Raw genomic sequence first — 25,206 nt, 5'->3', positions numbered from 1 at the left:
TCAAGGACAACGATGCCCACAAAGGGAATATGAACTGGCAACCTGCAGAATCAGCTGGCTTTGCGGCGATTCGAACGGTGAACGATGCGGGGACCGATCCAGGTGAGAATCTGCTCCAGAGCCGCGTCCACAATTCGGGGTAATGCAGCCTCTATCGGAGGCGTCAGTTCTGTGCCCCAACCGGTGGCTTGAGGCTGTACTCCCAAAACGATCACGTCTTTCGGCGTACATTGCAGTAAGTGCATGGCTGCCAACAGGTCGGACATCCCCAGCAAATGTACGCTGGTACCGCAGGGAATCATTGAAATCTCGTGATTCTCGAAACGTAGCAGAGATCCCGGTTCCTCACCTACATCGATCGCATCCAGCACCATCAAATGAGTGGTACCTTCCACGTGATAGAGCAGATCGAGACCCAGGTTCTCCCCGGCAATCAAATTCACCTCATGAGGAAGCCTGCGATCGAACCGAAGAGCTTCCAGCGCCATCATGCCGATAGCATCATCGGTGCGCATCAGATTGCCGAGTCCCAGGATCGAAATCTTCACCGTTTCAGAATTTTTCCTCACTTATTTCTCCGTTTCCACGGAAGCAGCCTCAGGCTTCTCTGCTCTTTTCCAGTATCCAGTTCCTCCCGCACCAGCTCCGGTGAAACCAGTTTGTAACCCGTAAAGATGCTTTCCATCAACCCGTTACGTTCTTCATGCGCGGTCAGCACAGCGCTGTAGATGTGGTGAATGAAGAAGACCATGAATCCAAAGAGCGTGCCATAGTGCAACATCCGCATGTACTGAATATCGAGGATGTGAGTCGACCACCCAAATAAGAACCACAGGGTAGCACTCGATCGTCCGACTGCATAGAGTGCTAATCCGGTAAAACACTCGAAACCTACAAGAGCGTAAATGATCAAATACGTCATTCCAGCTAAAGCATTGTGCCCAGCCTGGTTAAATGGGTGACCCGAAAAGAAGGAGTAGTAAGTGAAAGTCCGTTTCAGGCTCTTCCTCTGTCGCCTTGTCAAAGGAACAAAGGCCCTCCAGCTTGCCCAGATGTTCCCTGCAAAGAACCAATACAGACGAATCAGTAAAGCCGACAACAGGACCCAGCCCGAGGTGATGTGAATGAACCGCATGCTCCCCATCACGTATTGTGTCGGTGAGTAGGAGACCAGAAACGGTTCATGGATGTAATAGCCGGTAAATCCGAGCACAGCCAGAGAAGCAGCTATTAACCAATGGGCGATCCGAACAGGCAACTCCCATACATAGAGCTTCACGATCGGGCTGGCAGGATCGTTCTTCTTAAAGAGCTCTCTTTCCGGAGGAACAGTAGTAGTGGCCATATCTATCTCCTTCCGGGGTTACAGCTTTTTGTAACTGAATGTGTTGCCATACTCCCGGCCATTGGCATCTACCACATGCACAGCACAGGCAAGGCAAGGATCGAAAGAATGGACGGTTCGTAATATTTCCAGCGGACGCTGCGGATCGGCAACAGGAGTATCTTTCAATGCTGCCTCATACGCCCCCCGCTGCCCTTGTGCATCCCGTGGACCTGCATTCCATGTGGATGGAACCACACACTGATAGTTCTTGATCTTCTTATTTTCAATCTCTATCCAGTGGCCCAGAGCGCCACGTGGAGCTTCATGGAAGCCAAAGCCCATAGCGTGTTTCGGCCAGCTCTCCGGATCCCACTTCTCTCCGTTATGAATCCTGACATCGCCTTTGGACATATTGTTTTCCAGCTCTGCAATCCACGTTGGCAGAGCATCGGCCATCAGCTTGGTTTCGAGAGCTCGTGCAGCAGTACGTCCTAACGTAGAGAACAAAGCAGCCGGAGGCGCATTCAGCTTCGCCAATGCATCATTCACGTTCTTTGTAATTTCTTTATGCCCCGAGGCATATGCCACCAGCGTACGCGCCAGAGGACCAACTTCCATCGCCTTGTCTTCATATCGCGGCGACTTCAACCAGGAGTACTTGGCTTCAACATCGAGTTGATCGTAAGGAGGCTTGGGGCCGGTAAACTTCGGATGAGTTACACCTACGGAAGGATGAAGCCCCTTGCTATCGCCTTCCGGATACTCATACCAGGAGTGAGTCACATATTCGTGAATGTTATTCACATCGACTTTGTGGACGGTTTTAAGATCCCGGCTCAGAACGATTCCGCGCGGAAGGAAAAAGCTTCCTGGATCATGGACGCTTCCCTGCGGATAACATCCATAAGCCATGAAGTTCCCGAGACCTTCGCCATAACGGAACCAGTCTTTATAGAATCCGGCAATTGCAAAAACGTCAGGGAGGTAGACCTGGTAAGTAAAATCCTGAGCTAGTTTGGCTAGCTTTGTAAGCAGGGTAATGCTTTCAGGATTAATGGTCGCATTCGGCTCATTGAGATCTACTGAAGTTGCCATACCCCCAACCAGATAGGTCTGAGGATGTGGATTCTTACCGCCTAATACGGCATGGATGCGGATTACCTCTCTCTGAAATTCGAGTGCTTCCAGATAATGAGCAACGGCTAAAAGATTTACTTCCGGAGGAAGTATGTAAGCCGGATGTCCCCAATAGCCGCTCGCGAAGATACTTAGCTGCTTACTCTCAACGAGAGACTTAACCCGTCCCTGTATCGATCGGAAGTACCCGGGACTCGACTTTGGCCATTCGGATATAGACTGTGCAAGCTGCGATGTCTTTGCCGGGTCTGCTTTCAGCGCGGAAGCAACATCCACCCAGTCCAGTGCATGTAGGTGATAGAAATGCACCGCGTGATCATGAATATTCAAGGCAGCGGCAATGATATTACGGACCAGTCGGGCATTATCGGGAACCTCAATACCTAAGGCATCTTCGACGGCGCGAACGCTGGCGAGAGCATGCACCGTAGTGCAGACTCCGCAGATGCGCTGTGTCCATATCCAGGCTTCGCGTGGATCTCTATCTCTCAGGATAAGTTCGATTCCGCGAAACATAGTGCCGGAGCTCCAGGCATCTGTCACAGAATGCCCTTCAATAGACGCCTCGATACGGAGATGTCCCTCAATACGTGTAACTGGATCAATAACAATACGAGACATGGTCTACTTTTCCTCTCCGCCGGTCTTTCCAGCAATCTGCTCTGGCTTCTCTTCTACTTGACCTTTGTGCTTGATAGAGGCAATCGCCGCATGGGCCACCACACCAGCCGCCACACCACCCACAACCGCCATGCCTAATTGGCCGACCGGAACATCGACTCCAAAACCGGCCAGGTGTGGAACACGCTCATAGAAGGGTGAGCGAGTATCCCAGAAGCGGGGAGCGGCACATCCGATACAGCCATGTCCGGCCTTTACCGGCCAGCTTGTGCCTTCATTGAAACGAACCGTCGGACAGTTATATGTCGATTCCGGCCCTTTGCAACCCATTTTGTAGAGGCAATATCCCTTGCGATGCCCTTCATCCCCCCACTCCTGCACGAACCTGCCGGAATCGAAGTGGGCCCGCCGTTCACATTGGTTGTGAATCAGCTTTCCGTAGGCAAAGAGTGGACGATTGTAGTCGTCGAGTGCCGGCATCTGTCCGAAGGTGATGTAGTGGACCAATGTGGCGGCAGTATTGACTGGATTGTGCGGGCATCCGGGAAGATTGATCACCTTCACGCCTGAGACGGCTTCCGACAAGCCCAGAGCTCCGGTCGGATTCGGATTCGACTTCACCAGACCGCCATCCCACGCACAGGAGCCTATCGAGATCGCAGCAGCTGCGTCCTTGCACACCTCCCGCGCAATATCCAAAGCAGTACGCCCACCGATCGTGCAATAAACACCGTCATCTGCCGTAGGGATAGCCCCTTCGACGATCACGATGTATTTGCCCTTTTCTTCCTTAAGGACACGCTGCAAGGCTGCTTCCGCCTGATGTCCTGCACCTGCCATCAAGGTCTCGTGATACTCCAGTGACAGGACATCTAGCACAATGTCGGCAACATCGGGATGTCCAGCCCGCAAGAGGGCCTCGCTGTTCCCTGCACAATCCTGAAATTCCAGCCAGACAACTACCGGCTTCCTTTTCTGCTCAAGAGACTTGACTACTTGGGCCTGATAACGTGGTGGTAGAGCCAGAGTGGCAGTCATCAATCCACAAAACTCAAGGAAACGTCTCCGTGTGACACCACGGCGGATCAATGAGTGAAAAAGAGAATCCGCTTCCATATCCCGTTCCTTCCTCTGCCGGCTATGGGGAGTACACCGACTTTTGGAGATTTGCGGAGGTGAGTTTCGTCATCTGAGATAACAGGTGTATGTGATACAAATCACAAAGTGAAGTGCTAAAGATTTTGCACCCTGCGGTTCATCGGGGTTTTCGCAGCTATCCTGGGTCCAGACACGTACCATAGTCATTGTCGAACCAATGCCGAATTCCGCTCTCGTTTCCTACACGCCGTTCCTGGGGATAGTCGTCTTCTGCCTTAGTTATGCGGTATTTGCCTTTGGCCGTATTCCCGGCACCCGCATCGATCGAACAGCCATGGCGGTCATCGGCGGCACCCTGATGCTTGCCCTGCGCGTCCTCTCTCCAGAGCAGGCGCTCGCGGGAATTGACTTTCCCACTCTGGTTCTCCTGGCCGCAATGATGCTGTTGGCCGGTGGACTATATCAGGCTGGATTCTTCTCCTGGCTGGTCAACCGCGTAGTAGCGCATGTACAGCCGAACCATCTTTTGCCCGCAGTTCTTTTCACAAGCGGCATTCTCTCGGCACTGCTGATTAATGACGTGGTTTGCGTCATCTTGACTCCGCTGGTGCTGAAAATTACCCACCATATGAGGAAGCCGCCACTTCCTTATCTACTGGCTCTGGCGACAGCCTCGAACATCGGCAGCACCGCAACTATTACCGGAAATCCGCAAAACATCCTGATCGCCTCTGTATCGCGGATCAGCTATATGGATTTTCTGCTTCATCTGGGTCCAATTGCGCTGTTGGGACTATTCATCGATTGGGCCCTTTTGACTCTTCTCTTTCGTCAGCAACTAAACGAGACTCTCGAAACGAAAGGCGAAGACGACAATTTTGAGCCTTATATAGAACCCAGAAAGCTCTTATGGCCGGTTTTGGTCACCCTTGTGGTATCGATTGCTCTGTTGTGTGGAGTGCAACCGGCACTGTCGGCGGCCTGTGGAGCTTCGTTATTACTGATTCGTCGTCGAGTCGATCCGCGAACACTCTTCGAGCACATCGATGTGGGGCTGCTGGTATTCTTCACCGGCCTATTCGTAGTTCTTGCCGGAGGCGAAGCAGTTGGAATCCACACCTATCTGGTACACACTGCGGAGCACTTAAATCTGCGAAACACGGCAATCTTTACCGGTGTTATTACGCTGCTCTCAAATGTAGTAAGCAATGTTCCGGCGGTGATGCTACTCAGGCCCTTTGTCGCCGGATTAGGCAGTACTCATGCGAACTGGCTATTCCTTGCCATGGCGAGTACTCTTGCCGGGAATTTAACCATCACCGGCTCGGTAGCCAACATTATCGTTGTCGAAAGTGCAAAAGACGAAGCACCTATAAGCTTTTGGCAATATTTACGGGTAGGAGTGCCGATCACGATTACGACCTTGCTGATCGGATGGGCATGGCTGAGGGTCTTCGGAAATTTCTAACTTAATAGCCCGCGAGCTATGGTGATTTCCAACCCGTTTCTACGCAAACTTTAATACGGCGAATTCAGAGCTGCCCGGCCAGATCAAAAGGCATCTGAACTTCCACACCGGGTTTCAAAGTCTTGCCAGAAAATGGAGCTAAAGCATGTTCGATATGAAGAACCTCGCCCAATTGAAGCGGTTGGACGAAAATGCACCGGACGCGATGAAGGCCTTTTGGGCATTTGATAAGGCGGCTTTTGCAGGAGGAGCCATCGATAAGCAACATAAACAGCTGATTGCCCTGGCTGTCGCCTTAACCACTCAATGCCCTTACTGCATTGAGCTACATGTAAAAGCAGCACGGGACGAAGGCGCTAACGATCAACAACTTGCAGAAGTAGCTACAATTGCGGCCGCCATGAGAGCCGGAGCGGCAATTACCCATGCGACACATATGTTTAAAAGCTAGAAGTAACTGAGCGATAGTCTTTCGACCAACTAATTCCGACGCCGTCATTTGATTTACTGTTTTGCAAAATCGAATGACGGCGTCTGTAGCCAACACTCTGAAAACCTAAGCCTCTTGCAAACTGGAAAATCTACGCTGCGGAAGAAGAAGAGCCGGAGGTCGAATTCACGCTGAGCTTTTCTCTCATCTTTTCCTTCATGTACTCCTCAAACTTATCGACGAGCTTCTGCTTATCTGCGTCGCTCATGGAATTGTATTCTTCTTTGGTAACATGCTGAGTACCGAGCCAGGAATCGAACATCCTCTGCGCCGGTGTCTCGTTTGCATAGTCCATGAAGGCTTTGGTGGCATCGAAGCCGCTATCTGCAGTCCCAGAAAGAGAAGTATCGGAATTCGACGAGCTGCTGTTTGTCTGCTGGGAAGATGTATATGCTGCCGTATAGGCCGAGTTACGATGAACATCAAAAATCTGCATTGGATAGGCTTCCTTTATTACTACGATGGAATATGGCGCAAACCACATTCCTCTATAGCAATCGGCTTACCAATTACACAAGAAATTAGATGATGCTTTTGTAATGTTTTTTGGGAAATAGCCGAATAATTATGATTCGCTATCAAGGACCTAGAGATGTTAGGCATGTCTCTTCGGCATTACGCGTGTAAGGCCAATATGGTCTTTGCTCTTTACACCTTGACCCACTCGATTTCCCTTGCAGGGAAGATGGCGCACCGGCAGGTTTCTTATGGACTAAGATGAGTTACTTGTCTTCGGAATTGGTAACGTGCCGGGGAGGCAAGCGAAAGTGATTTGCCTTTTCGAACTCTTCTCTTAGCTCAGGTGTTTTTAGATTCTCGCGCATATGCACCAGCCGCTGTTCAAGAGCGGACATGGCCTTACCGATTGCATCGGCATTTGTATGAGCTATATCGCGCCACATGGAAAACGGGCTGGCCCCAAGACGAGTCATCTCCCGTAAGGCACGGCCTCCGATAGCACGCATATCTTCTGCCGTTCCAAATTGCTCTTCTAGCAAAGCGGAAAGTGCAGTAGAGACCAGCTGCGGCAAATGGCTTACCCAGGCGCAGACTTCATCATGTCTGGAGGCTTCTATCTCCAGAATCCGGCAGCCACAGGCACTTACCCAAGTCTGCCAGTCGATAACAAGCTGTTCTGCTTTCGGATCTCGCTGCCAACCTGCTCCCGGAGTAAAGAGCCATACAGCATTGCGGAAGATTGCCGGTTCGGCATTGGCGGCACCGCTTACTTCTCTTCCTGCCATGGGATGACCAGGAAGAAAGGCAGCTTTGCCCGGCTGATTAAAGAAGCGTGTTGCTGAAGCTGTAATTTGTGACTTGGTGCTGCCAACATCGGTTACAAGTTGCTCGGGTGTCAAGATTGCGGACAGCTTTTCCATCCAATCGATGATGGAAAAAACCGGACCACTCAGCAGGATAAGATCCGCTTTACGCGCGGCTTCCAGGGGATCTTCCGCAATTTCCCCTACGGCACCACGTTCGAAGGCAATTTGTGACTGACTGGAATCGCGATCCCATCCGACAATCGCACCGACAAATCCAGCAGCGCGCAAGGCCAGGCCTACCGATGTTCCCAGCAGGCCTGTACCTAAGATAAGCACGCTCTGCATCTAGATGGTCCTGCCTACTGCAGGAGCAATAATACGAAGCTCCTGCATGAGCTTCATGAACTGCTCTGGAAAGAGTGATTGTGCACCGTCGGACATAGCCTTATCCGGATTCGGATGCACTTCGATGATCAAGCCGTCTCCACCCGCCGCCACCGCTGCACGAGCCATCGCTGCTACCTTATCGCGTCGTCCAGTGCCGTGCGAAGGATCGCCGATGATAGGCAGATGCGACAGATGCTTAACAACCGGGATAGCAGAGATATCCATCGTGTTACGGGTTGCGGTCTCAAAGGTGCGGATACCGCGCTCGCAGAGAATAACATCGTAGTTACCACCGGCCAGAACATATTCAGCCGAAAGCAGCAGCTCTTCGATGGTCGCTGCAATTCCACGCTTCAGCAGTACCGGTTTGCGGGCCGTTCCCAATTCACGAAGCAGATTGAAGTTCTGCATGTTACGAGCACCAACCTGATAGAGATCGATATACGGCTCCATCAGCTCGATTTGGGAAATCTCCATAACTTCGCTAACAACCAGCAGCCCGCAATGATCGGCTGCCTCGCGCATCAGCTTCAGGCCATCCAATCCCATTCCCTGGAAGGAGTACGGCGAGCTGCGGGGCTTGAAAGCGCCGCCACGAAGGAACTTCGCACCAGCCGCTTTTACCTGCTCTGCCGAACGGAAAATCTGTTCGCGGGATTCAACGGAGCATGGGCCCGCCATGGCAACAATCTCTTCACCCCCAATCGTTACACCATTGGGAAATTGAACAACCGTGCCTTCGGGACGAAAACCGCGTCCGGCCAATTTGTAAGGAGAAGAGATACGATGTGCTTCCGCCACTCCATCCAGAACTTCGAAATCCTTTACGTCAAAAGCGCTCGGAGTACCAACTCCGGCCAGAATGGTTTGGACAGTTCCGGTGGTCTGGTGAACGTGGAAGCCAATCTCCACCATGCGCTCAATTACGTTCTGAATCTGTTCTTCGGTGGCGTTCTCTTGCATTGCTACGATCATTGTCTTGAATCCTTACTTTGCGCGGAGCTTCGGATCTCCGGCCGCGCTGTCGTGTGCCCCAGACGCGGATGCCTGGGTCGATTTCTGGGTGGGCAACTCATCCTCTTGCAAGGTTCTCATAACGTCGATGATTCGTTCGTAAATGCGTACGACCTCAATATCTGGCAGCGGCCCGTGATTGGATTTCCGCACATTTTCATAGACCGATTTCTCACGTGCCGGCTCATATACCGGAAGAGCAGCAAGCTGCTTTAACTTACCAATTTCCAGCGCCACACGAGCACGTTGGTTTAGCAGGTCTATGATTTGCAGATCCAGTTCATCGATTCGCTTACGCCAGTCATCGAGCGTCATTAACATTCCTTGCGATATTGGATACACCGTAGCTGTGCCTCATGAAAGATGAGGCACGCTCCGGATTTCCAACATAAGGTTAGAGTTGAACCGTAGGATACGGCATAAACTGCCGCCGGGAGCGGGGTTTAACGGGCCAGCACCACCTCGCGTTGGCGCAGGCCCTTGGTAAATCGAGCCACTTCTAAAGGCGCCGCCGCTGGCGTTGACTTCTCGACAATTTGCACAACTGCGCTGCCAATTACGGCCGCGTCTGCAAATTCGGCTACCGTCGCAACGTGGCTGGCATTCGAAATGCCAAAGCCAACCGCTACCGGCAGCTTGGTCCATCGTTTCACTCTCGTCGCTACCTCTTTGGCATCGGAAGCTAAGGAAGACTGGGTTCCGGTGATGCCGGTACGGGAGATAGCGTAAACAAAACCTTGGGAGTGCTCCGCAATTGCCTTTAGACGTTCGTCGGGGCTGGTCGGAGCTGCAAGGAAGATCGGAGCTAATCCGGCACGCTTCATATGTGCGAGATACTCATCCGCCTCTTCCACAATCAAATCTGTAATCAGGACCCCATCTACACCAGCGGCCGCAGCATCCTGGGTGAAGCGCTCAAGGCCATAGCGGAGAACAGGATTGAAATACGAGAAAATTACTAAACCGGCCGCCGGGCGCTCAGCACGAAGCTGTTTCGCCAAAGCCAAAACATCGACCAAACGTGTTCCGGAAGCTAAGGCACGCTCGCTGGCACGCTGAATGACAGGGCCATCCGCCACCGGATCGCTGAAGGGAACACCCAACTCCAGCACATCCGCACCGGCATCAATCGTTGCCAGCGCAATCTCATGCGTGGTCTTGATATCCGGATCGCCTACCGTCAGGTAGATCACTAGACCCGGCTTAGTTTGGAAAGAGATCGGCATTCTTTCTCGTCATGCTCCCTGGATGTTCAATTCCTTGGACAGAATTCCCATATCCTTGTCACCACGTCCAGAGATGTTCACTAATAGTATGTCATGCGCGGACATCTTCGGGGCAAGTCGAATGCATTCTGCTACCGCATGGGCGCTTTCCAAAGCAGGCAAAATGCCCTCGGTTCGCGCTAATTCGATGGTCGCATCGAGTGCTGCCTTATCTGACGCCACCGTATACTCTGCACGTCCGGAATCGTGAAGCATGGCATGTTCAGGCCCGACTGAAGCGTAATCCAGACCTGCCGACACCGAGTGCGTCAGAGCAATCTGCCCGTTTTCATCCTGCAGGACATAGGAATAAGCTCCCTGAAGAACTCCCGGGACACCGCCTGCGAAACGCGCTGCATGCTCGCCCAGTTGAGTACCGCGACCACCGGCTTCAACACCGATGAGACGAACTTCCTTGTCTGGAATGAATTCGTAAAACGCGCCGATGGCATTCGAACCACCACCAACGCAGGCAATGATTGCCGAAGGAAGGCGATTTTCCTTCTCCAGAATCTGACGACGAGCTTCCCGGCTGATGACGCGCTGAAAATCGCGAACCATCGTCGGATACGGATGTGCTCCAAATGCAGTACCTAGAAGATAGTGAGTCGTGCGGACATTGGTGACCCAATCGCGCATCGCTTCATTAATGGCGTCTTTCAAGGTCTTCGAACCGGCATTGACCCCGCGCACCTCGGCGCCCAACATACGCATGCGCAATACGTTCAGCTCCTGGCGATGCATATCTTCTTCGCCCATGTAGACAATGCATTCCAGTCCCAGCAATGCGCACACGGTGGCCGATGCTACTCCGTGCTGTCCGGCGCCGGTTTCGGCAATGATGCGGTGCTTCCCCATCCGCTTCGCCAGCAAGCCCTGCCCGATACAGTTATTGATTTTGTGAGCGCCAGTATGAAGAAGATCTTCACGCTTGAGATAGATCTTTGCTCCACCCAACTTTTCAGTAAGTCTCTTGGCAAAGGTCAGTGGAGAGGGACGGCCAACATAATCCTTCAGCAAAGCATTTAATTCGGACTGAAAGGCAGGATCTTCTTTTGCCTCAGCATAGGCGTGCTCCAGCTCATCCAATGCGGCCATCAACGTCTCGGGCACAAAACGCCCGCCATAGACTCCGAAGTGACCTGTGCCCGTCGTCTTGATGTCTGTTGTAGAAGTTGCCATGACCTGATCTCCTGCTTCTAAACTTTGGCGGCCTGCACTGCTGCGCGGGCCCTTTTTATAAATTCGCGAACTCTCGCCGGGTCCTTACGTCCTGGAGCCGACTCGACGCCGCTGGCTACATCGACCCCCCAGGGTTCAAGGGTCAGGATCGCTTCAGCTACGTTTTCGGGTTTAAGCCCACCGGCCGCAATCAATCGCAGATACTTGCCTTCTTTGGAAAAACTGGTCCGTGCACTCCGCCAGTCGAAGGTGATACCTGTACCACCTATCGCTCCAGCGGTGCGGGAGTCCACGAGAACCGCATCCATTGCTGCATGCGTCCTTAAATTTTCCAGTTGTTCGAAAAGATCTGCGTTGAAATGCAGTACCCGTATGATGCTGAGCGACGGTTGCTTCGACGCAAAGTAGTGCTTTAGACGATCCGCCATCGCAGGCTCTGCCGAGTGCAATTGCACCCCGGTAAGCCCGCACTTTTCGACAGTAGCGATGATCTCTTCAGCGTCGGCATCAACAAAGACTCCGTACTTCTCAAGCTCTTTCGGCAGGTGAGGAGTAATTTCGCAGACCTGTTCTATCGTAACCCGTCGCGGACTTGGAGCAAACACAAATCCTACGGCGTCAGCACCGGCATCTACCGCCACCAGCGTATCCTGCAACGTCGTGTTGGCGCAGATCTTGATCCACATGTCGTTGATCCGGAATCAGGAGATCCGCGCGCTAGCCGCTTCTGCAAGCAACGATTGCAGTGCAGCCCCAGGTTCTGGCTGCCTCATCAAGGATTCGCCGATCAGGAAAGCATCAAACCCGGCTTCCCGCAACTTGACGATGTCCGCCGCGGAGTTCAGTCCACTTTCTGCTACATGTACAGCATTTTTCGGAAGACGTGCTGCCAGAGAAAGAGATGTTTTCAGACTTACTTCAAAAGTGCGCAGATCGCGGTTATTCACGCCGATTGCGTCAACTTCCAGATCCATCACCCGCTCAAGCTCCTCGGCAGTATGAACCTCGCAGAGAACATCGAGGCGCTCCCGGTGTGCTGCTTCCGTCAATGTCTTCAATTCAAGATTGGTTAGCGCCGCCACAATCAGCAAAATGGCATCCGCACGATGCGCCCTGGACTCCACAATCTGGTACTCGTCCACAATGAAATCTTTACGCAGACAGGGAATCTGGGTAGCAGCCGATGCCTTTTCCAGGTTCCGGAGACTGCCCTGGAAAAAGGGCTCGTCCGTTAACACAGATAAAGCTGCGGCGCCCCCTGTCTCCAGTGCCTGGGCCAAGGGAACAACCTCGAAGTTTTCCCGAATGAGTCCTTTAGAGGGCGAGGCCTTCTTGAGTTCCGCCAGAATCGCCGGACCATGTTCAGCAACAGCACGCAAAGCACGTGCAAATCCACGCGGACTATGCTCGAAAGCTCTACGTTCTAAAGCCTCTAGAGGCACCTGCGTCTTCCGCTGGGCCACAGTATGCCGCGTTTCTGCCAGAATCTTATCCAGATGGGTTGCCATGAAGCTCCAAACAACACGGTTGAAAGCTGACCTTTAGTATATCGCCCGGATTTCCCTAATTCTGGGCTTCCATATTGCATTATGACTCTGCACGCCCAAAATCCTTGATTTAGTGAGCCATCCGCAGGCGGGATCCCCAATATGTAAAACATTACAAATTGTTTTTATTCCACCAACCGGATTGAGTACCTGCTGCAGTCACTTTCATTGTGAAGAACGCAAACGTTCAGCAAAACGCAAGCGGAGAGTTCACAAATGCATACGAGCTTCTCTTGCGGTGTGAGGATAAAGGCAAATTTCAAGCGACTGGGTGGAAGACATACCTCGATTGCTCCAGGATTGGTGCGCTCTACGAAATCTTTGAGATCCGGTGAGTAACGTAGCGAATCTTGACGGGAACATTCGCTTCGAAAGTCGCCTGGATGATGACCTGAAAGGCACGAGGGAATTCCCCTGAGGGCGACTGCAAATGAGAGACGATCTCCTTCACATGTTCCGGATTACTGACGCATTCGGCCAGCGCCCACATCAGCTCCGAACCTGAGCCACTCAGGATCAAAATATGACGACCAGGTTGAGGCCCTGGTAACAGTGTAATCAGGGCATATTTTTCGCCTGTGCCATGAGTCGGAGCACTGCGATACTCGGACAACTCTCCAGGCAGAGGATAAGGATTGCGAATGACGCCTAATTCGTCGTCCATTTCTACGTTGGCAATTTGCGCATCCATCATTACCGGAATGCGCCTGATCAAAGAACCAATTGAAAAATCTTCGAAGGTTATCTCCACAGTCGGCGATAGCGTGTCCTTGGCCCGTGAGGTCCTCGATATGGACCTCAAACGTTATCCTGACCCGCGAGGGACTCGATAAGCACAGGGGACATAGCCTGCACTGTATCGATCGATTTATCCAATGCAGCAAGGGTGAGCGATCTTCTGCTCTCTCTGTACTAAATCTGCGAGGTCTCAGTTGTCTGCGTTAAGCATGATGAATGTAAACGTTGCGGGCCTATCTTAGCCACGCCTGCATTGATCACGCCTCTGGAGCGGTTTGCTAAAGTACCGAGACGACTTTCCCGGTTACGTTCTCAAAAATAACGGGGAACGTTCCATTAATTCCATTTCCTTTATCCTTGAGAACTGTCTCTTCAGGCATGTTTTCGCTCCAGATAATAACATACAATAAGTTATGAATATCTAATCAAAGCAAGTTACAAAAGTTATTTGCTAATGTACCAGAAAACCTCTTTAATTGGCTGCGTGTTGAATATGGCTCGGACTTTATGAAAGGCGGAGCGGTATCTTCAGCCTTCTAAGATCTGAGACCTCCAAGGAGACTTGTTGCATAATGAACGTTTTGAAAGCTGTGGTGACAACAGGAACTGCTCTTCTCGTGCTAACTCTGATGCAATCCCCTGTCATAAGGGCACAAGCATCGATTCCCACAGATGCAGATACCATACCCGCGAAGGTCAAGATTTCTAGAGGAGCAAGACCTCTTTCAGAATATTTACCGAAGCCAAAGCTATCCCTAACGGCTTCTACTGTACCATCAGATGCTCCGAGTATTACAGAATCCGACCCTGTACCTGATCTTACTTGGATTGGTATAGGATACACGTGTGGACAGGTAACAGCAGACACTACTACGTTTAGCTGCGAGGACGACAGACCGGTTACTAATCACGTAACACAACGTAGCTATCCCAACACGCTGTACAAGATCTACACCGTAGTTGAAGTGCATGGCTACGGAACAACCCCAACAACAAAGCTAGGTGGTGCTACAGGAAGAATTTTGCCGTCCAGTGCCCTTGTAGAAGTTGATCAACTTTGCTATTCCACCTATGATACATGCCCATCCACGGGTGGAGTGCCTGTAACAGGATGGCGCTTGTGGTACGACATAACGACAGAGCTCAAAGATGGATGGGGTCGTCTAGTTTGGACTGAATCTATCAGCGAAAATACCCCTTCTACAAAGTTAACCAACTTTATGATCATCAAGCAGTGAAACATCGATATTCTGGATCCAGAACAAATCTGGTCTTGATACGATACGGCTCATTCCTTTGAGCAAGGAATCACTACATCATTTGCCTCAACTACCCTTGTTGCTGCAGGTCCTTGATCTTCAACAACAAGGGCATATAAGTGCATCACTGCTCAACCATATTTTTACGATAACATCTCATAAGAATATCTTAAGGCTAGAAGGTATTTATGGCAGGTTGATTGCTCCACGCGAACTAAGTGCAAACCATCGCTCAAGCTTTGGAATAGATAGGAGCATCCCCCATGAGTTCGATCCAAGATTATATTCGCTCGTCTCAGTTCACTACATCAAATTCATCCTCATTTTCCTCTAAAAAGACTTCGGAAGCCTGCTCCGCTACTGGCAAGGATGCTTTTGGTTTCGATCTGAAGAACATGACCATCGATGAGATCCGCACTGCGACAGATAAACTATATAGCGAAGGAAAACTAGATGCCTTCGCTCAAGTATCAGCCTTTGCCAGTGGATGGTTGGGGAAGGGGTCCGATGGAGTTTTAGGCCATGGACACATCTATACAAGTCCAGGTCATGCATTGGCTGCGGATTCCTCTTCTACATCTACCGGTGTCTCAACATACAACTTGGCCGGAACGCTTCAGGGGGCTGCTCAATTTGAAGAGGCTTCCGGGAACTCCAAAACAGCCAATGTATATTTGAATATGCTCAAGCTTTACGAGGGCCTAGACTCTCACGAGCACAATGCGGATGTTATTGCCTAAACATCGATCTTTAACCAGGCAAACTCCCGTGATGACTGATTTATAAGGGGAAGAGCTATGCCCTTCCCTGCTGCAGCCAAGTTAGAGTGGGAGAGGGAAAACACCTGCTCTCGCAGGCCGCAAAATACGCCTCGAATTGTTAGCAGATAGTTTACTATCTGCTAATTTTGGCCACCCAATGACATATGTTTCATAGTTTAAATTCACAAAAAATCCGCTTCACAACAAATCGGGCCGAATCACTGTAACTATATGATTTGGATAAATTTAGAGTATCTATTCTTCTTGGTAGTGAGGCTTAAACTGGTGAAGATCGTGCGATCACGCGAAATCCTAAATCCGTGAAATCAGTAAGGATTTCAGACTTGATTCTGCATAGGCGAATCGGATGCTATCCCCAATAACCCGGTTTGTCATGAATCGTTGCTAAATCCCAGAAGGGACAGGCTACAAAGCCTTTCTCGGTGACACAGGAAAGCTATCTTGGATCACACTCTGGTCGACGATCTCAATACCGGATGCACGCGCCCGAACCTTGATATCCAATTCCCGGGCGAATTTCTCACACTGCGCGATTGCTTCGCTTGCCGGACAATCCAGCTGCTCGTAGCAGGTTTTCGACCCTTCGTAGTAGCGGATGGCATAGCACCCTTCCGGGTACTCTTTAGGTTCTCCCTTTACAATGACCCAGTTCGGCCGGACCCGACGATTTTTCCCGATCATAACGGGGTAATAGCGCCACCCCTCGGGCGTCTTGCAATTGCGTACCAGCGAAACCTCTTTGCTTCCCATTCCATGGGCATTTTACACAGTAAGGTTTTTCGCTCTCAGTAAGAAAATTAGGGTTCAGCAGGCAATATCATTTGCGCCTATTGCGTTTATTGAGATTCACAAAAGGCAGGTTTTATGCTGGTTTCAGAAGAATTTTGCTGGATTGCTAAGAAAGAGAGGAATATGCTCTGTTGAGCTGGTGCCGAAGAAGGGACTCGAACCCCCACACCCTTGCGAGTACATGGACCTGAACCATGCGCGTCTGCCAATTCCGCCACTTCGGCACTGTGAAGACGTCCAGCATCGGAATGCTGAACAGGCAGCGATTTCTAGTTTTACAGACCGGTGCCGATGTGTCAAACAAGAGAACGGAGAGCAGGTTTTTGGCATCCTACTCTTTCTATAGGTACCTTGAAACAGAACCCTATGAATGAGACTTCTTCCAGTTCCGAGTCCCTTCCGTCAGAAGAGAAGATCCCTGCACATGTTGCGACGGAGATCCGACGCCTGGCCCATGATCTAAGCAATGCACTTGAGATCGTCATCCAATCCAGCTATTTGCTGAGCACCTCCCAGCTGGACGAGAGCGCCCAACAGTGGGTCGGGCTTCTGAATGAGGGAGTCAAACGGGCTGCGGCCCTGAATATCGAGCTGCGGGACTATATCCGCCGCCATAGTTGAAACAAAAACCCTAGACCAGTTCCCCCTATCCCACCCTCAATTCACACAGTGGAAATCCTGAGGAAAACCCGTTAAAACTGGGCGCCGATCAGAGAAGATTCGGCGCCCACAAGAGCTAGCTCAGCTAGACCAACTTTGCGTCCAGGGTAATTTCCGTATTCCCCTTAAAGAGACGAGAGATCGGGCAGTTCGCCTTAGCTTCCTGTGCTGCCTTGTCAAAGGCTGCAGCATCGGCCCCGGGAACTTTAGCTACGGTGGTCAGCTTGATGTGGGTAATGGTGAAGCCCGCATCCGTCTTTGCAAACGTCACAGCGGCGGAAGTCTCGAGCGATTCCGGCGTAAGATTCGCACCGGTCAGCTGAGCGCTTAACGCCATAGTGAAGCAGCCAGCATGAGCGGCGGCAATCAACTCCTCTGGATTGGTACCAATCCCATTCTCAAAGCGAGTTCCGAAGGAGTATTGCGTTTGCTTCAGAACACCACTCTGCGTTGAAATCACGCCTTTGCCGTCTTTCAATCCGCCATGCCAAACTGCACTGGCTGTACGCTCCATACTTACTCCTTTGCTTGTTGATGATTTGTTTCAACTTCGTTTCAAACATCCACGAAGAAGAGTTTTCAGGCCTCTGCCCAACTCTTCCTCTATCAGTAGTTGTATTCCTACTCATGCACGTTAAACAGGAAAAATGTCTTACACGCGTTAATAGCAAACTGCTAACCGCGAAATAGCAGTCCCTCTTATCAGATCCATTTGGACTATGACCGGATTGCCTGCTCCTGTGGAAAAACACCCTCTGGTCAAGCTTGCGGCTAACAAATCGTGCCAGTGGCAACCGCTTCACATCATTACTGTTCTCAAAAGAATATGACTCAAAAAGTTAATGCCACTTCCGCCCAATTTATGCTCGGGCTTTTTGAAGGACTCTTTGCAGGTATCGGAGTCATGATTGTGTTTCATCGAATGCTCGCTCCAGTTAAGGCGAGTGTTAACCAATCCATTAAGGTTGCGGAAAGAGCAGCCTCCACCTTTCGTCAGTATGGAGCTGAGATCCCTCTAAAGAGAGAATCGGGAGAAACAGCTGCGGATCCATCGCAACTTGTCACGGCCAATGCCGGTCAGGAACGAACATATTTCGAACGTAGCGGAGGTTCTCCGGGACCGGATCTTCAAGGAGAGATTCTTGAGCGTCCGGGGCATCCAGGACAGCCCATGCCCGAGAGAGATGCCTCAAAACCAGTGCATCCCAGCTCTCGGACCGTCAAAATCAGCTAGCGGAGGAACGGGAGAGCTTCAGGTCTACATTCCGCTTTTGCACTGTATTTGCAGCGGTGTCATGTTCTTCCAAAGTTCCGGTGAGCCGGTAAAATCCTTCTTCAGCGCGGCTCCTGGCCTCGCCGCGCTGGATCGTTCCGGAAAAGGCATACCAGATACCGTGAACCGTAACGGTCTCAAAGCGGACCTGCTCTCCGGACACCGCTGTGTGATGGAAAAGGAAGGTCAGGGGAGTTCCACGGTCACTGTCATGGTTACCGAATACAGAGATGTAGCCAGTCAGCCGTCCCTGTTGTTCGAGAATGATCTGAACAATTTCTCCAGGCTGACCGAGAAGGTATTCGCCGGAGGCTTCGTCCGATAGCAAGGGTGCTCCGTGAACCTCCGCAACTGTCTGCGGCCCTCGCTCCTGCTCATCACGATGATGCAACACAGGAGCATGAATGGCCTGAGCCAATAGAGCTCCACTCACAAAAAATGCAACAACCAGTGTGACAATATAGCTCATCGTAAAAATGCCGCAGTATGAAGCCGGTATTTTCGCCAAGGCCAAAGCCCTGGCTCGATCCCAAATGGATGGTTCGGGTCCCAGTCCTGGGACCCGAGACACGCCGGATTTAGAGTCTCTTGTCACGTGCTTATTTACAACACAGCATCCATTACTTGGTGGCGCTCAGGCTCTGCTTCCGGACTTTCTCAAATTCATCCCCCGGCTGCCAGCCCTGAGAGCCTGACGCAGCAGAAGCCTGCCAGCCAAGCACAAATCCATATTGCGCCATCTTAGCCATGCCATGGAAATCCCACGAGGGATCGTATTCATCAGATGGCTGGTGATAGTGCTTCGCTGTATATTCCTTCTCCTGCATCTCACCCCAGCTGGCCGGATGGCCTTCATAGAGCGTTCCCTCCCCAATAGAGAACGAGGGGATTCCTACACGGGCCAGGCTGAAATGATCGGATCGATAATAATGGCCTGCTCCCGGGAACTGATCCGGCTGGATCTCGAGGTTGAAGGCCTTTGCAGTTTTCTCGACTGAGGGATAAAACGTAGTGCGCTCAGCACCGCTTACATTTACGGAAATCGGATTTCCCAAAGCAGCTAATGCGTCGTAATTCAGATCGACAGAAAAGTCCTTTGCTGGAATCGGCAGGTGCATTCCGAAATACTGCGAACCAAGCAATCCCTGCTCCTCTGCTGTTACTGCTGCAAAGTACACAGAATGCAAAGGCTTAGCTTCCATGTAGGCACGAGCGATTTCCAGCAGAACTCCGCAGCCTGTCGCGTTGTCGACGGCTCCGTTGTAAATCTTGTCGCCCTGTCCATTCGGGTCAATACCGAGATGATCGTAATGAGAGGTGAACAAGACCGACTGCTCATTTCCCTGTTTTACTCCTGGCACATAGGCAACGACATTGTCAGATTCATACTTCCTCACGGCGCTGACAAGGTGAGCCTTCAACCGCACAGGCAATTCCACGGCTTTGAAACCAGGCTTTCCCGCTGCCTCAATCGCCTGATCCACATCCATTCCCGATGCAGCCAGGAGTTTGCGAGCAACATCAAGCTGTATCCAACTTGCAGCTTTCAGAGTGGATAGCGGATCGTTCTGTAGATAGCTCTTTTCAATCGCTTGAGAGTTCCGGACAACCTCCCAACCATAGCTGGCTAAATCCGAACGATGGATGATCAGCACGCCCACAGCACCACGCCGTGCAGCTTCTTCGTATTTGTAGGTCCAGCGCCCGTAATAAGTGAGAGCCTTGCCTTTAAAGAATTTTTCATTTTCCGAAGGAGGCTCGTTAACGATCACCAAGAGCACTTTGCCTTTTACATCGACGCCTGCGTAATCATTCCACTGGTACTCCGGCGCATCGATTCCATAACCAACAAAGACGATAGGAGCATCGATATCAGCGGAGCTCTCTCCGATCTGGTCTTTTGCCACCACATCCTCGCCATACTTCAGCGAAATAGGCGCATCGGATTTGGCTCCGGCTTGAGGGAGAAGCGTGAATTGTGTCTGGTCTTCAACGGTGTGAACGGCAACTAGCGGGACTTTCTGGAAGTACGTTCCGTTATCGCCCGCAGGCTTCAGCCCTTCCAACTGGAACTGTGTAGCAAGGTATTGAGCTGCCAGATCGCCGCCGCGCAAGCCAGGCCCACGCCCCTCCAAAAGATCGTGGGCAAGAAAACGCACATGAGCGCGGATCTTCTCCGGATCGATGGACTGTGCTGCAGTCCGTGCTGCGGGAGATACACCCGGCACCGCAGGCACACTAACGGATTGAGCCTGGCTCAATAATGGAATAACAAAAGAAAGAACAGCACCTGTCAAACTAAGGATGCGTGGCATTCTGGCTCCTAACAAAATTTCCCGGGACAGATTGTTACAGCATGTACTCCAGATCTACGGGATCCGGTTTTCTCTCTGGAGGCAATAAATGCAAGCGACGGAGAGCCTTACGAGCAAAGCCTGTTAACGGCAGCTTTTCCAGCTCCTTTTCACTTGCCCAACGACGATGGTTCCTGGTGGCTGCAATCTCAGGAAGTGCCTTAGCCTGAACTGCACGCACGCGGACATAATAATTTGTATTCATGATTGCATGTCGTGCAACCAGGACGGTCTCTTCTTCCGGGACTTCGGCATCCGTCAGCTTAGGCAATTCCCACATCTTTGGCATAACGGTAGCCGTAGCAGGGCGTTGCTCCATCAAAACCTCAGTTCCCTTCCGCTTGGATTCTCGCGTTACCAGAGCATAGGCAACAGGTTCACTCAACATCTGCTTTCGTGGAGCTTGTGGATGTTCGCCTTTCGTTTTGCACCGCTTCTCCACAGGACAGCTTAAACACAGTGGATTTCTCGGCAGACAAACGGTAGCGCCCAATTCCATCATGGCCTGATTGAAATCACCGGGTCGTTGCGGATCGAGCAGGCGTCCTGCGATTTCGCGAATTTGCGGTTTCAGGTCCGTCTCCTTCACAGGACCTTCGGCGCAAAGTCCCCGTACCCGGGTAATGACCCGCTCTACGTTCCCATCCACCGCAGCAGCAGCTTCTCCGAACGCAATACTGGCGACTGCCGCAGAGGTGTACTCCCCGATTCCGGGCAACTTTCTTAATTCATGGGAGGTACGAGGTAAGTTGCCATGAAAATTCTCCATGACAAAACGAGCTGCATGGTGCAGCATTCGAGCCCGGCGGTAATACCCAAGGCCGCTCCAAACAGCTAGCACATCCGGTTCCGGAGCAAGAGCCAGTGCTTCGATTGTGGGGAATAGACTTGTAAATCGGGCATAGTGCTCCAGCACCGCTTGTACACGCGTTTGCTGAAGCATGATCTCCGAAATCCAAATTCGATAAGGGTCGCGCGTTTTTCTCCAGGGAAGATCTCGCGCGTTTGCGTCAAACCAATGCAATAGACGGGAGCGGAAGTCCTTGATTGTCCGGCCGTCGAGAATACTCGCGGTCATAGGCTGATTCTAGAGCATTGCACCCGACACAAGAGGAATCCAAAGCATCGCTGGAGCGGAGATTCGAGCAATGACTGCTTGGCCTCCCAAAAGCAGTTCCAATACACCCTGTAGCTGCACAGCCATTGCGCAGGTGATAGGTGGGCGAGATAAACACCGGACGAACCTAATCTTGAGGCTGCTCACTATGCAGAATCATGACCCAGCTGTTCTTGAGCTGCTGCCAGATGCTGACAGCCCTATATTTCTGCACATGTCCATCGGGGAAGGCCTTCTCAAGGGTATAGACGACCGTCATGTCGGCACCATTCGGCTCCAGGGTCACGTCCCGAACTGCGTATTCCTGTACCTGCTGTTGTTGCAGGAAGGACTTCACCTCGTCACGATGTAGCGTTCTTCCGGGCACGGTCCAGACTGTGGTCGAAGCCAGCAGAGGCTCTGCTTTCATCCATTGCTGCTTTTTGACCAGCTGCCAGAAGATGCGCTCGTGCTGCTCGGCGCTGGTCGTAGTCTCCAGCTTTGGCGGTTTCTTGTCTGGAAATAATGTGCAGCCAACGAGGAACGGCAGCCAAATCCCTAAAACAATCTTCCACAATTTATGCATCCAGCAACTCCCCGTCTTTGGATGCTCAAAGCATATACTGTCGATCCAGGATGAAGAGCATGAAGGCAAAGCAGCTGAGAGAAACGCTGCGCAAAGCTCATTTCTGCACGGCGGAGAGCAAACGCATTGCAGCCGATTTGCTTGCCCTTTCGAATCGGCAAACAATGCTGCGCTCCATGGTTGCTGCCCTCTTCGATGAAGATAAGTTTCTGCGTACCTGCGCAGCGAATGTCGCCAGATACATGACAGAACGGGAAAAGGATGTGTTCAGTGCCTACGCCGATGAGGTGATCGGGTTATTGGCTGTCACGCCACTCGATGATCATTGGGGACGCTATTACCTGGGCCTGGTAGCAGCAAGAAGCGCTAATGACCGGCCACAACGTTTGCGAGCGGCGGAACTCATGCGCAGGCTGCTTCTGGATGAACGCAATACCGTCCGGTGTACCGGGATCGAAGGCTTCGCCCATATTGCGCTCTCCGAACCCTCACTCATGGAAGAAGCCCGTTCCATTCTTGAAAATGCGCGCCACCATGGCACGCCAGCGATGAAGGCGCGCGCTCGCAACATGCTCAAGCTCGTCCATAAAAGACAGAAGACCACGGGAATAGGGCTGTAGTTCAGAGCAGGTAGTAGCTCGAGCAAAAGCCGGGCCTCCATCGGTCTCCAATAACAAAGGCCATCCGCTTGGGATGGCCTTTGTAGTTTTCGTTGCTGAAGTGAATTAGTCACCCATTACGGTTTCTTCTTCGGACTTCTTTGGAGCCGGAGCAATCGAATCCAGGGTTACCATACCCTGAACTGGCTTCTCACCAAGGATGTGCTCCCGGTAGAGCTTGGCCATGCGGACATTCTCGGCATCCTGCTTCATCTTTGCTTCACGAGCGCGGATCTTCTCTTCGCGAGCATTCTTGGCAACGCCCAGATCGTCCAACGTGTGGTTGGCCTCGGCGTTAACATGCTCTTCGTTCAGAACCAGCGAGTGCTCGGTCGAGTTCATTCCGACCTTCTTACCGCCGGCAAAGATCTCGTGACGTCCGTGCTCCTCGTACCACTTGGTCAGGGTAGCGGTCATGTGCATCTTCTCGATGATGTTCCGCCAGCCAATACCGGTGTTGTAAGCACAGAAGCTGATCTCGCCTTCCTGAGTCGCGTACGGAATGATGCACTGCTCCGTGCGGCGGAAGTCGTAGTTAAAGAGATCCTGGAACCACATTCCGGCGATAAAGAGGAAGTTCCAACGATCGGCACGGCGCTTCTGGATGTCGGCCATCGTACGATCGCCGCTCACCTTACCGTAATCCGTACCGGTAATGTTGAAGCACTTATCGAACTTCTTCATCATGTCGACGATGCGGAAGTGTGTCGGGGACTTAGTCGGATCGTAGTTGCGCAGCAGCGAGAGGGCAATTCCGATTCCGGAAAGCACCTTACCACGGGCAGCATCGTTGATCTTGGCTATGTCCTTGGCCAGACGATCGGCATTCAAGAAGGCGGTCACAGGGACAGCTTCCTTGGTTTCCTTATCGATCATCAGCGCCATACCCACACCGCAGTTCGGGTGGCAACCGCAAGACAGATGGCCCCATTCCGCATTAGGCCCATGAACTAGATCGGCCAAGTCGGAGAAGGTGCTCATAAAGCTGATCGGGAACCAGTCACGAGCCGGTTCTCCAAGTCCGGTCTGAGCCTTGATGTCATGTGCCATGTGGCTCAGGGTGTAGCGCTGTGCGTGGCGACGCTCATCGCTGACCTCTTCGTCACGTCCGGTGAACGAAACCGGCTGGAAGGAGAGGAAGCTGATCTTCTTCGGATTATCCAGAGCAAACTCGATGATGCGGCCAACCTGCTCATTGTTGATGCCGTTGATGATCGTGGTTACCGGAACGATATCCACACCGGCCTCGTGCAGGTTGTGGATTGCCTGCAACTTCACATCGAACAAGTTGCCCACTTTACGGTGCGAATTGGCAGCATTGCCGATACCGTCAAACTGTAAATAAACGTAGCGAAGACCGGCTTCAGCCGCTGCACGGCAAAGTTCCTTGGACTTGGCAAACTCGATACCGTTGCTGGCAGCCTGTACCGAGTTGTATCCAACCTTGCGCGAATAGGCGATGGCATCCAGGAAGTAAGGCGACAGGGTCGGCTCACCACCGGAAAACTGTACGCTCATCTGGCGGCGGGGCTTAATGCTGACCGCGTTATCGAGCATGGTCTTGATCTCGGCCCAAGTCAGTTCGTGCACGAAACCAACCTGATTAGCGTCCATGAAGCAGGGATCGCACATCATGTTGCAGCGGTTGGTCAGGTCGATCGTCAAAACGGAGCCACGGCCGTGGGTCACAGTCGAGGTTCCATGGTTATGAAGCTTTTCGTCGTTGTGGGCGCGAATATCACGGCCTGGGAAAACCGCTTCCAGGTGGTGCATGAATTCGACGTCGATGGACATGACATCTTCGAAGTGACCGTGCTTCGGACAATCCTTAACCATAAGGATCTTGCCGTCCCGCTCAATGATCTGGGCCTTGATCTCGCCCACCTTCTCGTTGAGGAGGATTTCGTGTGGCAGCTTGCCGTCCAAAATCTGCTGGCGGATCTCCGGAACGCACTTCGGGCACAGCGAGTCGGTCGTACGAGGCCAGCCTAGTGGGGGCTTCTCCTTCTGGTAGCTCTTCAGCAGCGGTTTATCCGACCACTTCGGGGTAAACGAAGGGTTGGGGCTGATCTGATTCAGCCGTTCATAGACAGCCCATACCGCATTCGCCGCATATGTTACCGCTCTTTCGGCATACTTAACCGTTCTCGACATTCCTGATTTCTCCTGGGAGTAGTCTCCAGCGGCGGCTCTCGTCTCTTCTCTGCCG

General features: G+C 51.9%; 27 protein-coding genes and 1 tRNA gene. 7 read left to right on the top strand and 21 right to left on the bottom strand.

Annotated features, from left to right (window positions below):
- Positions 1-50: 50 nt before the first annotated feature.
- Genes AC6I7T_RS17380 through AC6I7T_RS17365 form a run of 4 tightly spaced genes read right to left on the bottom strand, consistent with a single transcriptional unit; the run spans position 51 to position 4,201 of the window.
- Positions 51-569 carry a hydrogenase maturation protease gene (locus AC6I7T_RS17380; RefSeq protein ID WP_497788640.1) on the bottom strand — a complete coding sequence of 173 codons (519 nt, stop codon included), beginning with the start codon at positions 567-569 and terminating at the stop codon, positions 51-53.
- Positions 566-1,345: a Ni/Fe-hydrogenase, b-type cytochrome subunit gene (gene cybH / locus AC6I7T_RS17375; protein WP_497788639.1), complete on the bottom strand. Its 780-nt coding sequence runs from the start codon at positions 1,343-1,345 to the stop codon at positions 566-568. Before cybH ends, AC6I7T_RS17380 begins: the two co-directional genes overlap by 4 nt.
- An 18-nt stretch (positions 1,346-1,363) precedes the next feature.
- The gene (locus AC6I7T_RS17370; RefSeq protein WP_497788637.1) at positions 1,364-3,085 is read right to left on the bottom strand and encodes a nickel-dependent hydrogenase large subunit; all 1,722 of its coding nucleotides are present in this window, start codon (positions 3,083-3,085) and stop codon (positions 1,364-1,366) included.
- Positions 3,086-3,088: 3 nt separating this feature from the next.
- Positions 3,089-4,201: a hydrogenase small subunit gene (locus AC6I7T_RS17365; RefSeq protein ID WP_497788636.1), complete on the bottom strand. Its 1,113-nt coding sequence runs from the start codon at positions 4,199-4,201 to the stop codon at positions 3,089-3,091.
- Between the two features lie 199 nt (positions 4,202-4,400).
- Between AC6I7T_RS17365 and AC6I7T_RS17360 the strand changes: the two genes are divergently transcribed.
- Together AC6I7T_RS17360 and AC6I7T_RS17355 are read left to right on the top strand one after the other, a co-directional pair.
- The gene (locus AC6I7T_RS17360) at positions 4,401-5,651 is read left to right on the top strand and encodes an anion transporter (protein WP_497788634.1); all 1,251 of its coding nucleotides are present in this window, start codon (positions 4,401-4,403) and stop codon (positions 5,649-5,651) included.
- A gap of 145 nt (positions 5,652-5,796) precedes the next feature.
- Entirely contained in the window at positions 5,797-6,102 is a 306-nt protein-coding gene (locus AC6I7T_RS17355) for a carboxymuconolactone decarboxylase family protein (RefSeq protein ID WP_497788633.1), read from the top strand.
- A 130-nt stretch (positions 6,103-6,232) separates the two neighbouring features.
- On the opposite strand, the gene AC6I7T_RS17350 is transcribed toward AC6I7T_RS17355, so the two are convergent.
- The 9 genes from AC6I7T_RS17350 to AC6I7T_RS17310 all read right to left on the bottom strand — a co-directional run bounded on the left by AC6I7T_RS17350 (position 6,233) and on the right by AC6I7T_RS17310 (position 13,603).
- The gene (locus AC6I7T_RS17350) at positions 6,233-6,577 is read right to left on the bottom strand and encodes a hypothetical protein (protein ID WP_497788631.1); all 345 of its coding nucleotides are present in this window, start codon (positions 6,575-6,577) and stop codon (positions 6,233-6,235) included.
- Positions 6,578-6,863: 286 nt separating this feature from the next.
- A complete protein-coding gene (locus tag AC6I7T_RS17345; protein ID WP_497788630.1) occupies positions 6,864-7,751 on the bottom strand; it encodes a prephenate dehydrogenase in 888 nt (295 codons plus the stop codon).
- Positions 7,752-8,768, bottom strand: a complete 1,017-nt coding sequence (aroF, locus tag AC6I7T_RS17340) for a 3-deoxy-7-phosphoheptulonate synthase (protein ID WP_497788628.1) — start codon at positions 8,766-8,768, stop codon at positions 7,752-7,754.
- A gap of 12 nt (positions 8,769-8,780) precedes the next feature.
- A complete protein-coding gene (locus AC6I7T_RS17335) occupies positions 8,781-9,149 on the bottom strand; it encodes a chorismate mutase (RefSeq protein ID WP_497788627.1) in 369 nt (122 codons plus the stop codon).
- 101 nt (positions 9,150-9,250) lie between these two features.
- Entirely contained in the window at positions 9,251-10,033 is a 783-nt protein-coding gene (trpA, locus tag AC6I7T_RS17330) for a tryptophan synthase subunit alpha (RefSeq protein WP_497788625.1), read from the bottom strand.
- 9 nt (positions 10,034-10,042) lie between these two features.
- Entirely contained in the window at positions 10,043-11,254 is a 1,212-nt protein-coding gene (gene trpB, locus AC6I7T_RS17325; RefSeq protein ID WP_497788624.1) for a tryptophan synthase subunit beta, read from the bottom strand.
- A 17-nt stretch (positions 11,255-11,271) separates the two neighbouring features.
- The gene (locus tag AC6I7T_RS17320; protein WP_497788622.1) at positions 11,272-11,940 is read right to left on the bottom strand and encodes a phosphoribosylanthranilate isomerase; all 669 of its coding nucleotides are present in this window, start codon (positions 11,938-11,940) and stop codon (positions 11,272-11,274) included.
- A 15-nt stretch (positions 11,941-11,955) separates the two neighbouring features.
- On the bottom strand, positions 11,956-12,762 hold the full coding sequence (gene trpC / locus AC6I7T_RS17315; RefSeq protein WP_497788621.1) for an indole-3-glycerol phosphate synthase TrpC: 807 nt from the start codon (positions 12,760-12,762) through the stop codon (positions 11,956-11,958).
- Positions 12,763-13,111: 349 nt separating this feature from the next.
- Positions 13,112-13,603, bottom strand: a complete 492-nt coding sequence (locus AC6I7T_RS17310; RefSeq protein WP_497788619.1) for a hypothetical protein — start codon at positions 13,601-13,603, stop codon at positions 13,112-13,114.
- Between the two features lie 508 nt (positions 13,604-14,111).
- Here AC6I7T_RS17310 and AC6I7T_RS17305 point away from each other — a divergent pair.
- Both AC6I7T_RS17305 and AC6I7T_RS17300 read left to right on the top strand, forming a co-directional pair.
- The gene (locus AC6I7T_RS17305) at positions 14,112-14,777 is read left to right on the top strand and encodes a hypothetical protein (protein WP_497788618.1); all 666 of its coding nucleotides are present in this window, start codon (positions 14,112-14,114) and stop codon (positions 14,775-14,777) included.
- Between the two features lie 284 nt (positions 14,778-15,061).
- Positions 15,062-15,538, top strand: coding sequence for a hypothetical protein (locus AC6I7T_RS17300; protein ID WP_497788616.1), 477 nt, complete (start codon positions 15,062-15,064; stop codon positions 15,536-15,538).
- A gap of 447 nt (positions 15,539-15,985) precedes the next feature.
- Here the strand turns inward: AC6I7T_RS17300 and AC6I7T_RS17295 are convergent, their stop codons facing one another.
- Positions 15,986-16,330, bottom strand: a complete 345-nt coding sequence (locus tag AC6I7T_RS17295) for a hypothetical protein (RefSeq protein ID WP_497788615.1) — start codon at positions 16,328-16,330, stop codon at positions 15,986-15,988.
- Positions 16,331-16,506: 176 nt separating this feature from the next.
- Positions 16,507-16,593 (bottom strand) — tRNA-Leu (locus AC6I7T_RS17290).
- A gap of 142 nt (positions 16,594-16,735) precedes the next feature.
- Here AC6I7T_RS17290 and AC6I7T_RS17285 point away from each other — a divergent pair.
- Positions 16,736-16,990 carry a hypothetical protein gene (locus AC6I7T_RS17285; protein WP_497788613.1) on the top strand — a complete coding sequence of 85 codons (255 nt, stop codon included), beginning with the start codon at positions 16,736-16,738 and terminating at the stop codon, positions 16,988-16,990.
- A 124-nt stretch (positions 16,991-17,114) separates the two neighbouring features.
- Here AC6I7T_RS17285 and AC6I7T_RS17280 read toward each other — a convergent pair whose 3' ends face one another.
- Positions 17,115-17,543, bottom strand: coding sequence for an OsmC family protein (locus AC6I7T_RS17280; RefSeq protein WP_497788612.1), 429 nt, complete (start codon positions 17,541-17,543; stop codon positions 17,115-17,117).
- A 312-nt stretch (positions 17,544-17,855) separates the two neighbouring features.
- On the opposite strand from AC6I7T_RS17280, the gene AC6I7T_RS17275 reads away from it, so the two are divergent.
- Positions 17,856-18,263, top strand: coding sequence for a hypothetical protein (locus AC6I7T_RS17275; protein WP_497788610.1), 408 nt, complete (start codon positions 17,856-17,858; stop codon positions 18,261-18,263).
- Here AC6I7T_RS17275 and AC6I7T_RS17270 read toward each other — a convergent pair.
- From AC6I7T_RS17270 to AC6I7T_RS17255, 4 genes are all read right to left on the bottom strand, one after another.
- A complete protein-coding gene (locus AC6I7T_RS17270; protein ID WP_497788609.1) occupies positions 18,256-18,771 on the bottom strand; it encodes a hypothetical protein in 516 nt (171 codons plus the stop codon). The two genes, AC6I7T_RS17275 and AC6I7T_RS17270, sit on opposite strands and share 8 nt — an antisense overlap.
- A 151-nt stretch (positions 18,772-18,922) precedes the next feature.
- Positions 18,923-20,617, bottom strand: coding sequence for a M28 family peptidase (locus AC6I7T_RS17265; protein ID WP_497788607.1), 1,695 nt, complete (start codon positions 20,615-20,617; stop codon positions 18,923-18,925).
- A 34-nt stretch (positions 20,618-20,651) separates the two neighbouring features.
- Entirely contained in the window at positions 20,652-21,734 is a 1,083-nt protein-coding gene (locus AC6I7T_RS17260; protein ID WP_497788606.1) for an A/G-specific adenine glycosylase, read from the bottom strand.
- A 166-nt stretch (positions 21,735-21,900) separates the two neighbouring features.
- Positions 21,901-22,338 carry a DUF4440 domain-containing protein gene (locus AC6I7T_RS17255; RefSeq protein ID WP_497788604.1) on the bottom strand — a complete coding sequence of 146 codons (438 nt, stop codon included), beginning with the start codon at positions 22,336-22,338 and terminating at the stop codon, positions 21,901-21,903.
- A 59-nt stretch (positions 22,339-22,397) separates the two neighbouring features.
- Between AC6I7T_RS17255 and AC6I7T_RS17250 the strand changes: the two genes are divergently transcribed.
- On the top strand, positions 22,398-22,958 hold the full coding sequence (locus AC6I7T_RS17250) for a hypothetical protein (protein WP_497788603.1): 561 nt from the start codon (positions 22,398-22,400) through the stop codon (positions 22,956-22,958).
- A gap of 105 nt (positions 22,959-23,063) precedes the next feature.
- On the opposite strand, the gene AC6I7T_RS17245 is transcribed toward AC6I7T_RS17250, so the two are convergent.
- Positions 23,064-25,151: a radical SAM protein gene (locus AC6I7T_RS17245; protein WP_497788601.1), complete on the bottom strand. Its 2,088-nt coding sequence runs from the start codon at positions 25,149-25,151 to the stop codon at positions 23,064-23,066.
- Between the last annotated feature and the right edge of the window lie 55 nt (positions 25,152-25,206).

Source organism: Humiphilus diazotrophicus (assembly GCF_059726315.1).
Note: the sequence above shows the minus strand (reverse complement) of the source record. Positions and strands in the feature narration are given on the sequence as shown.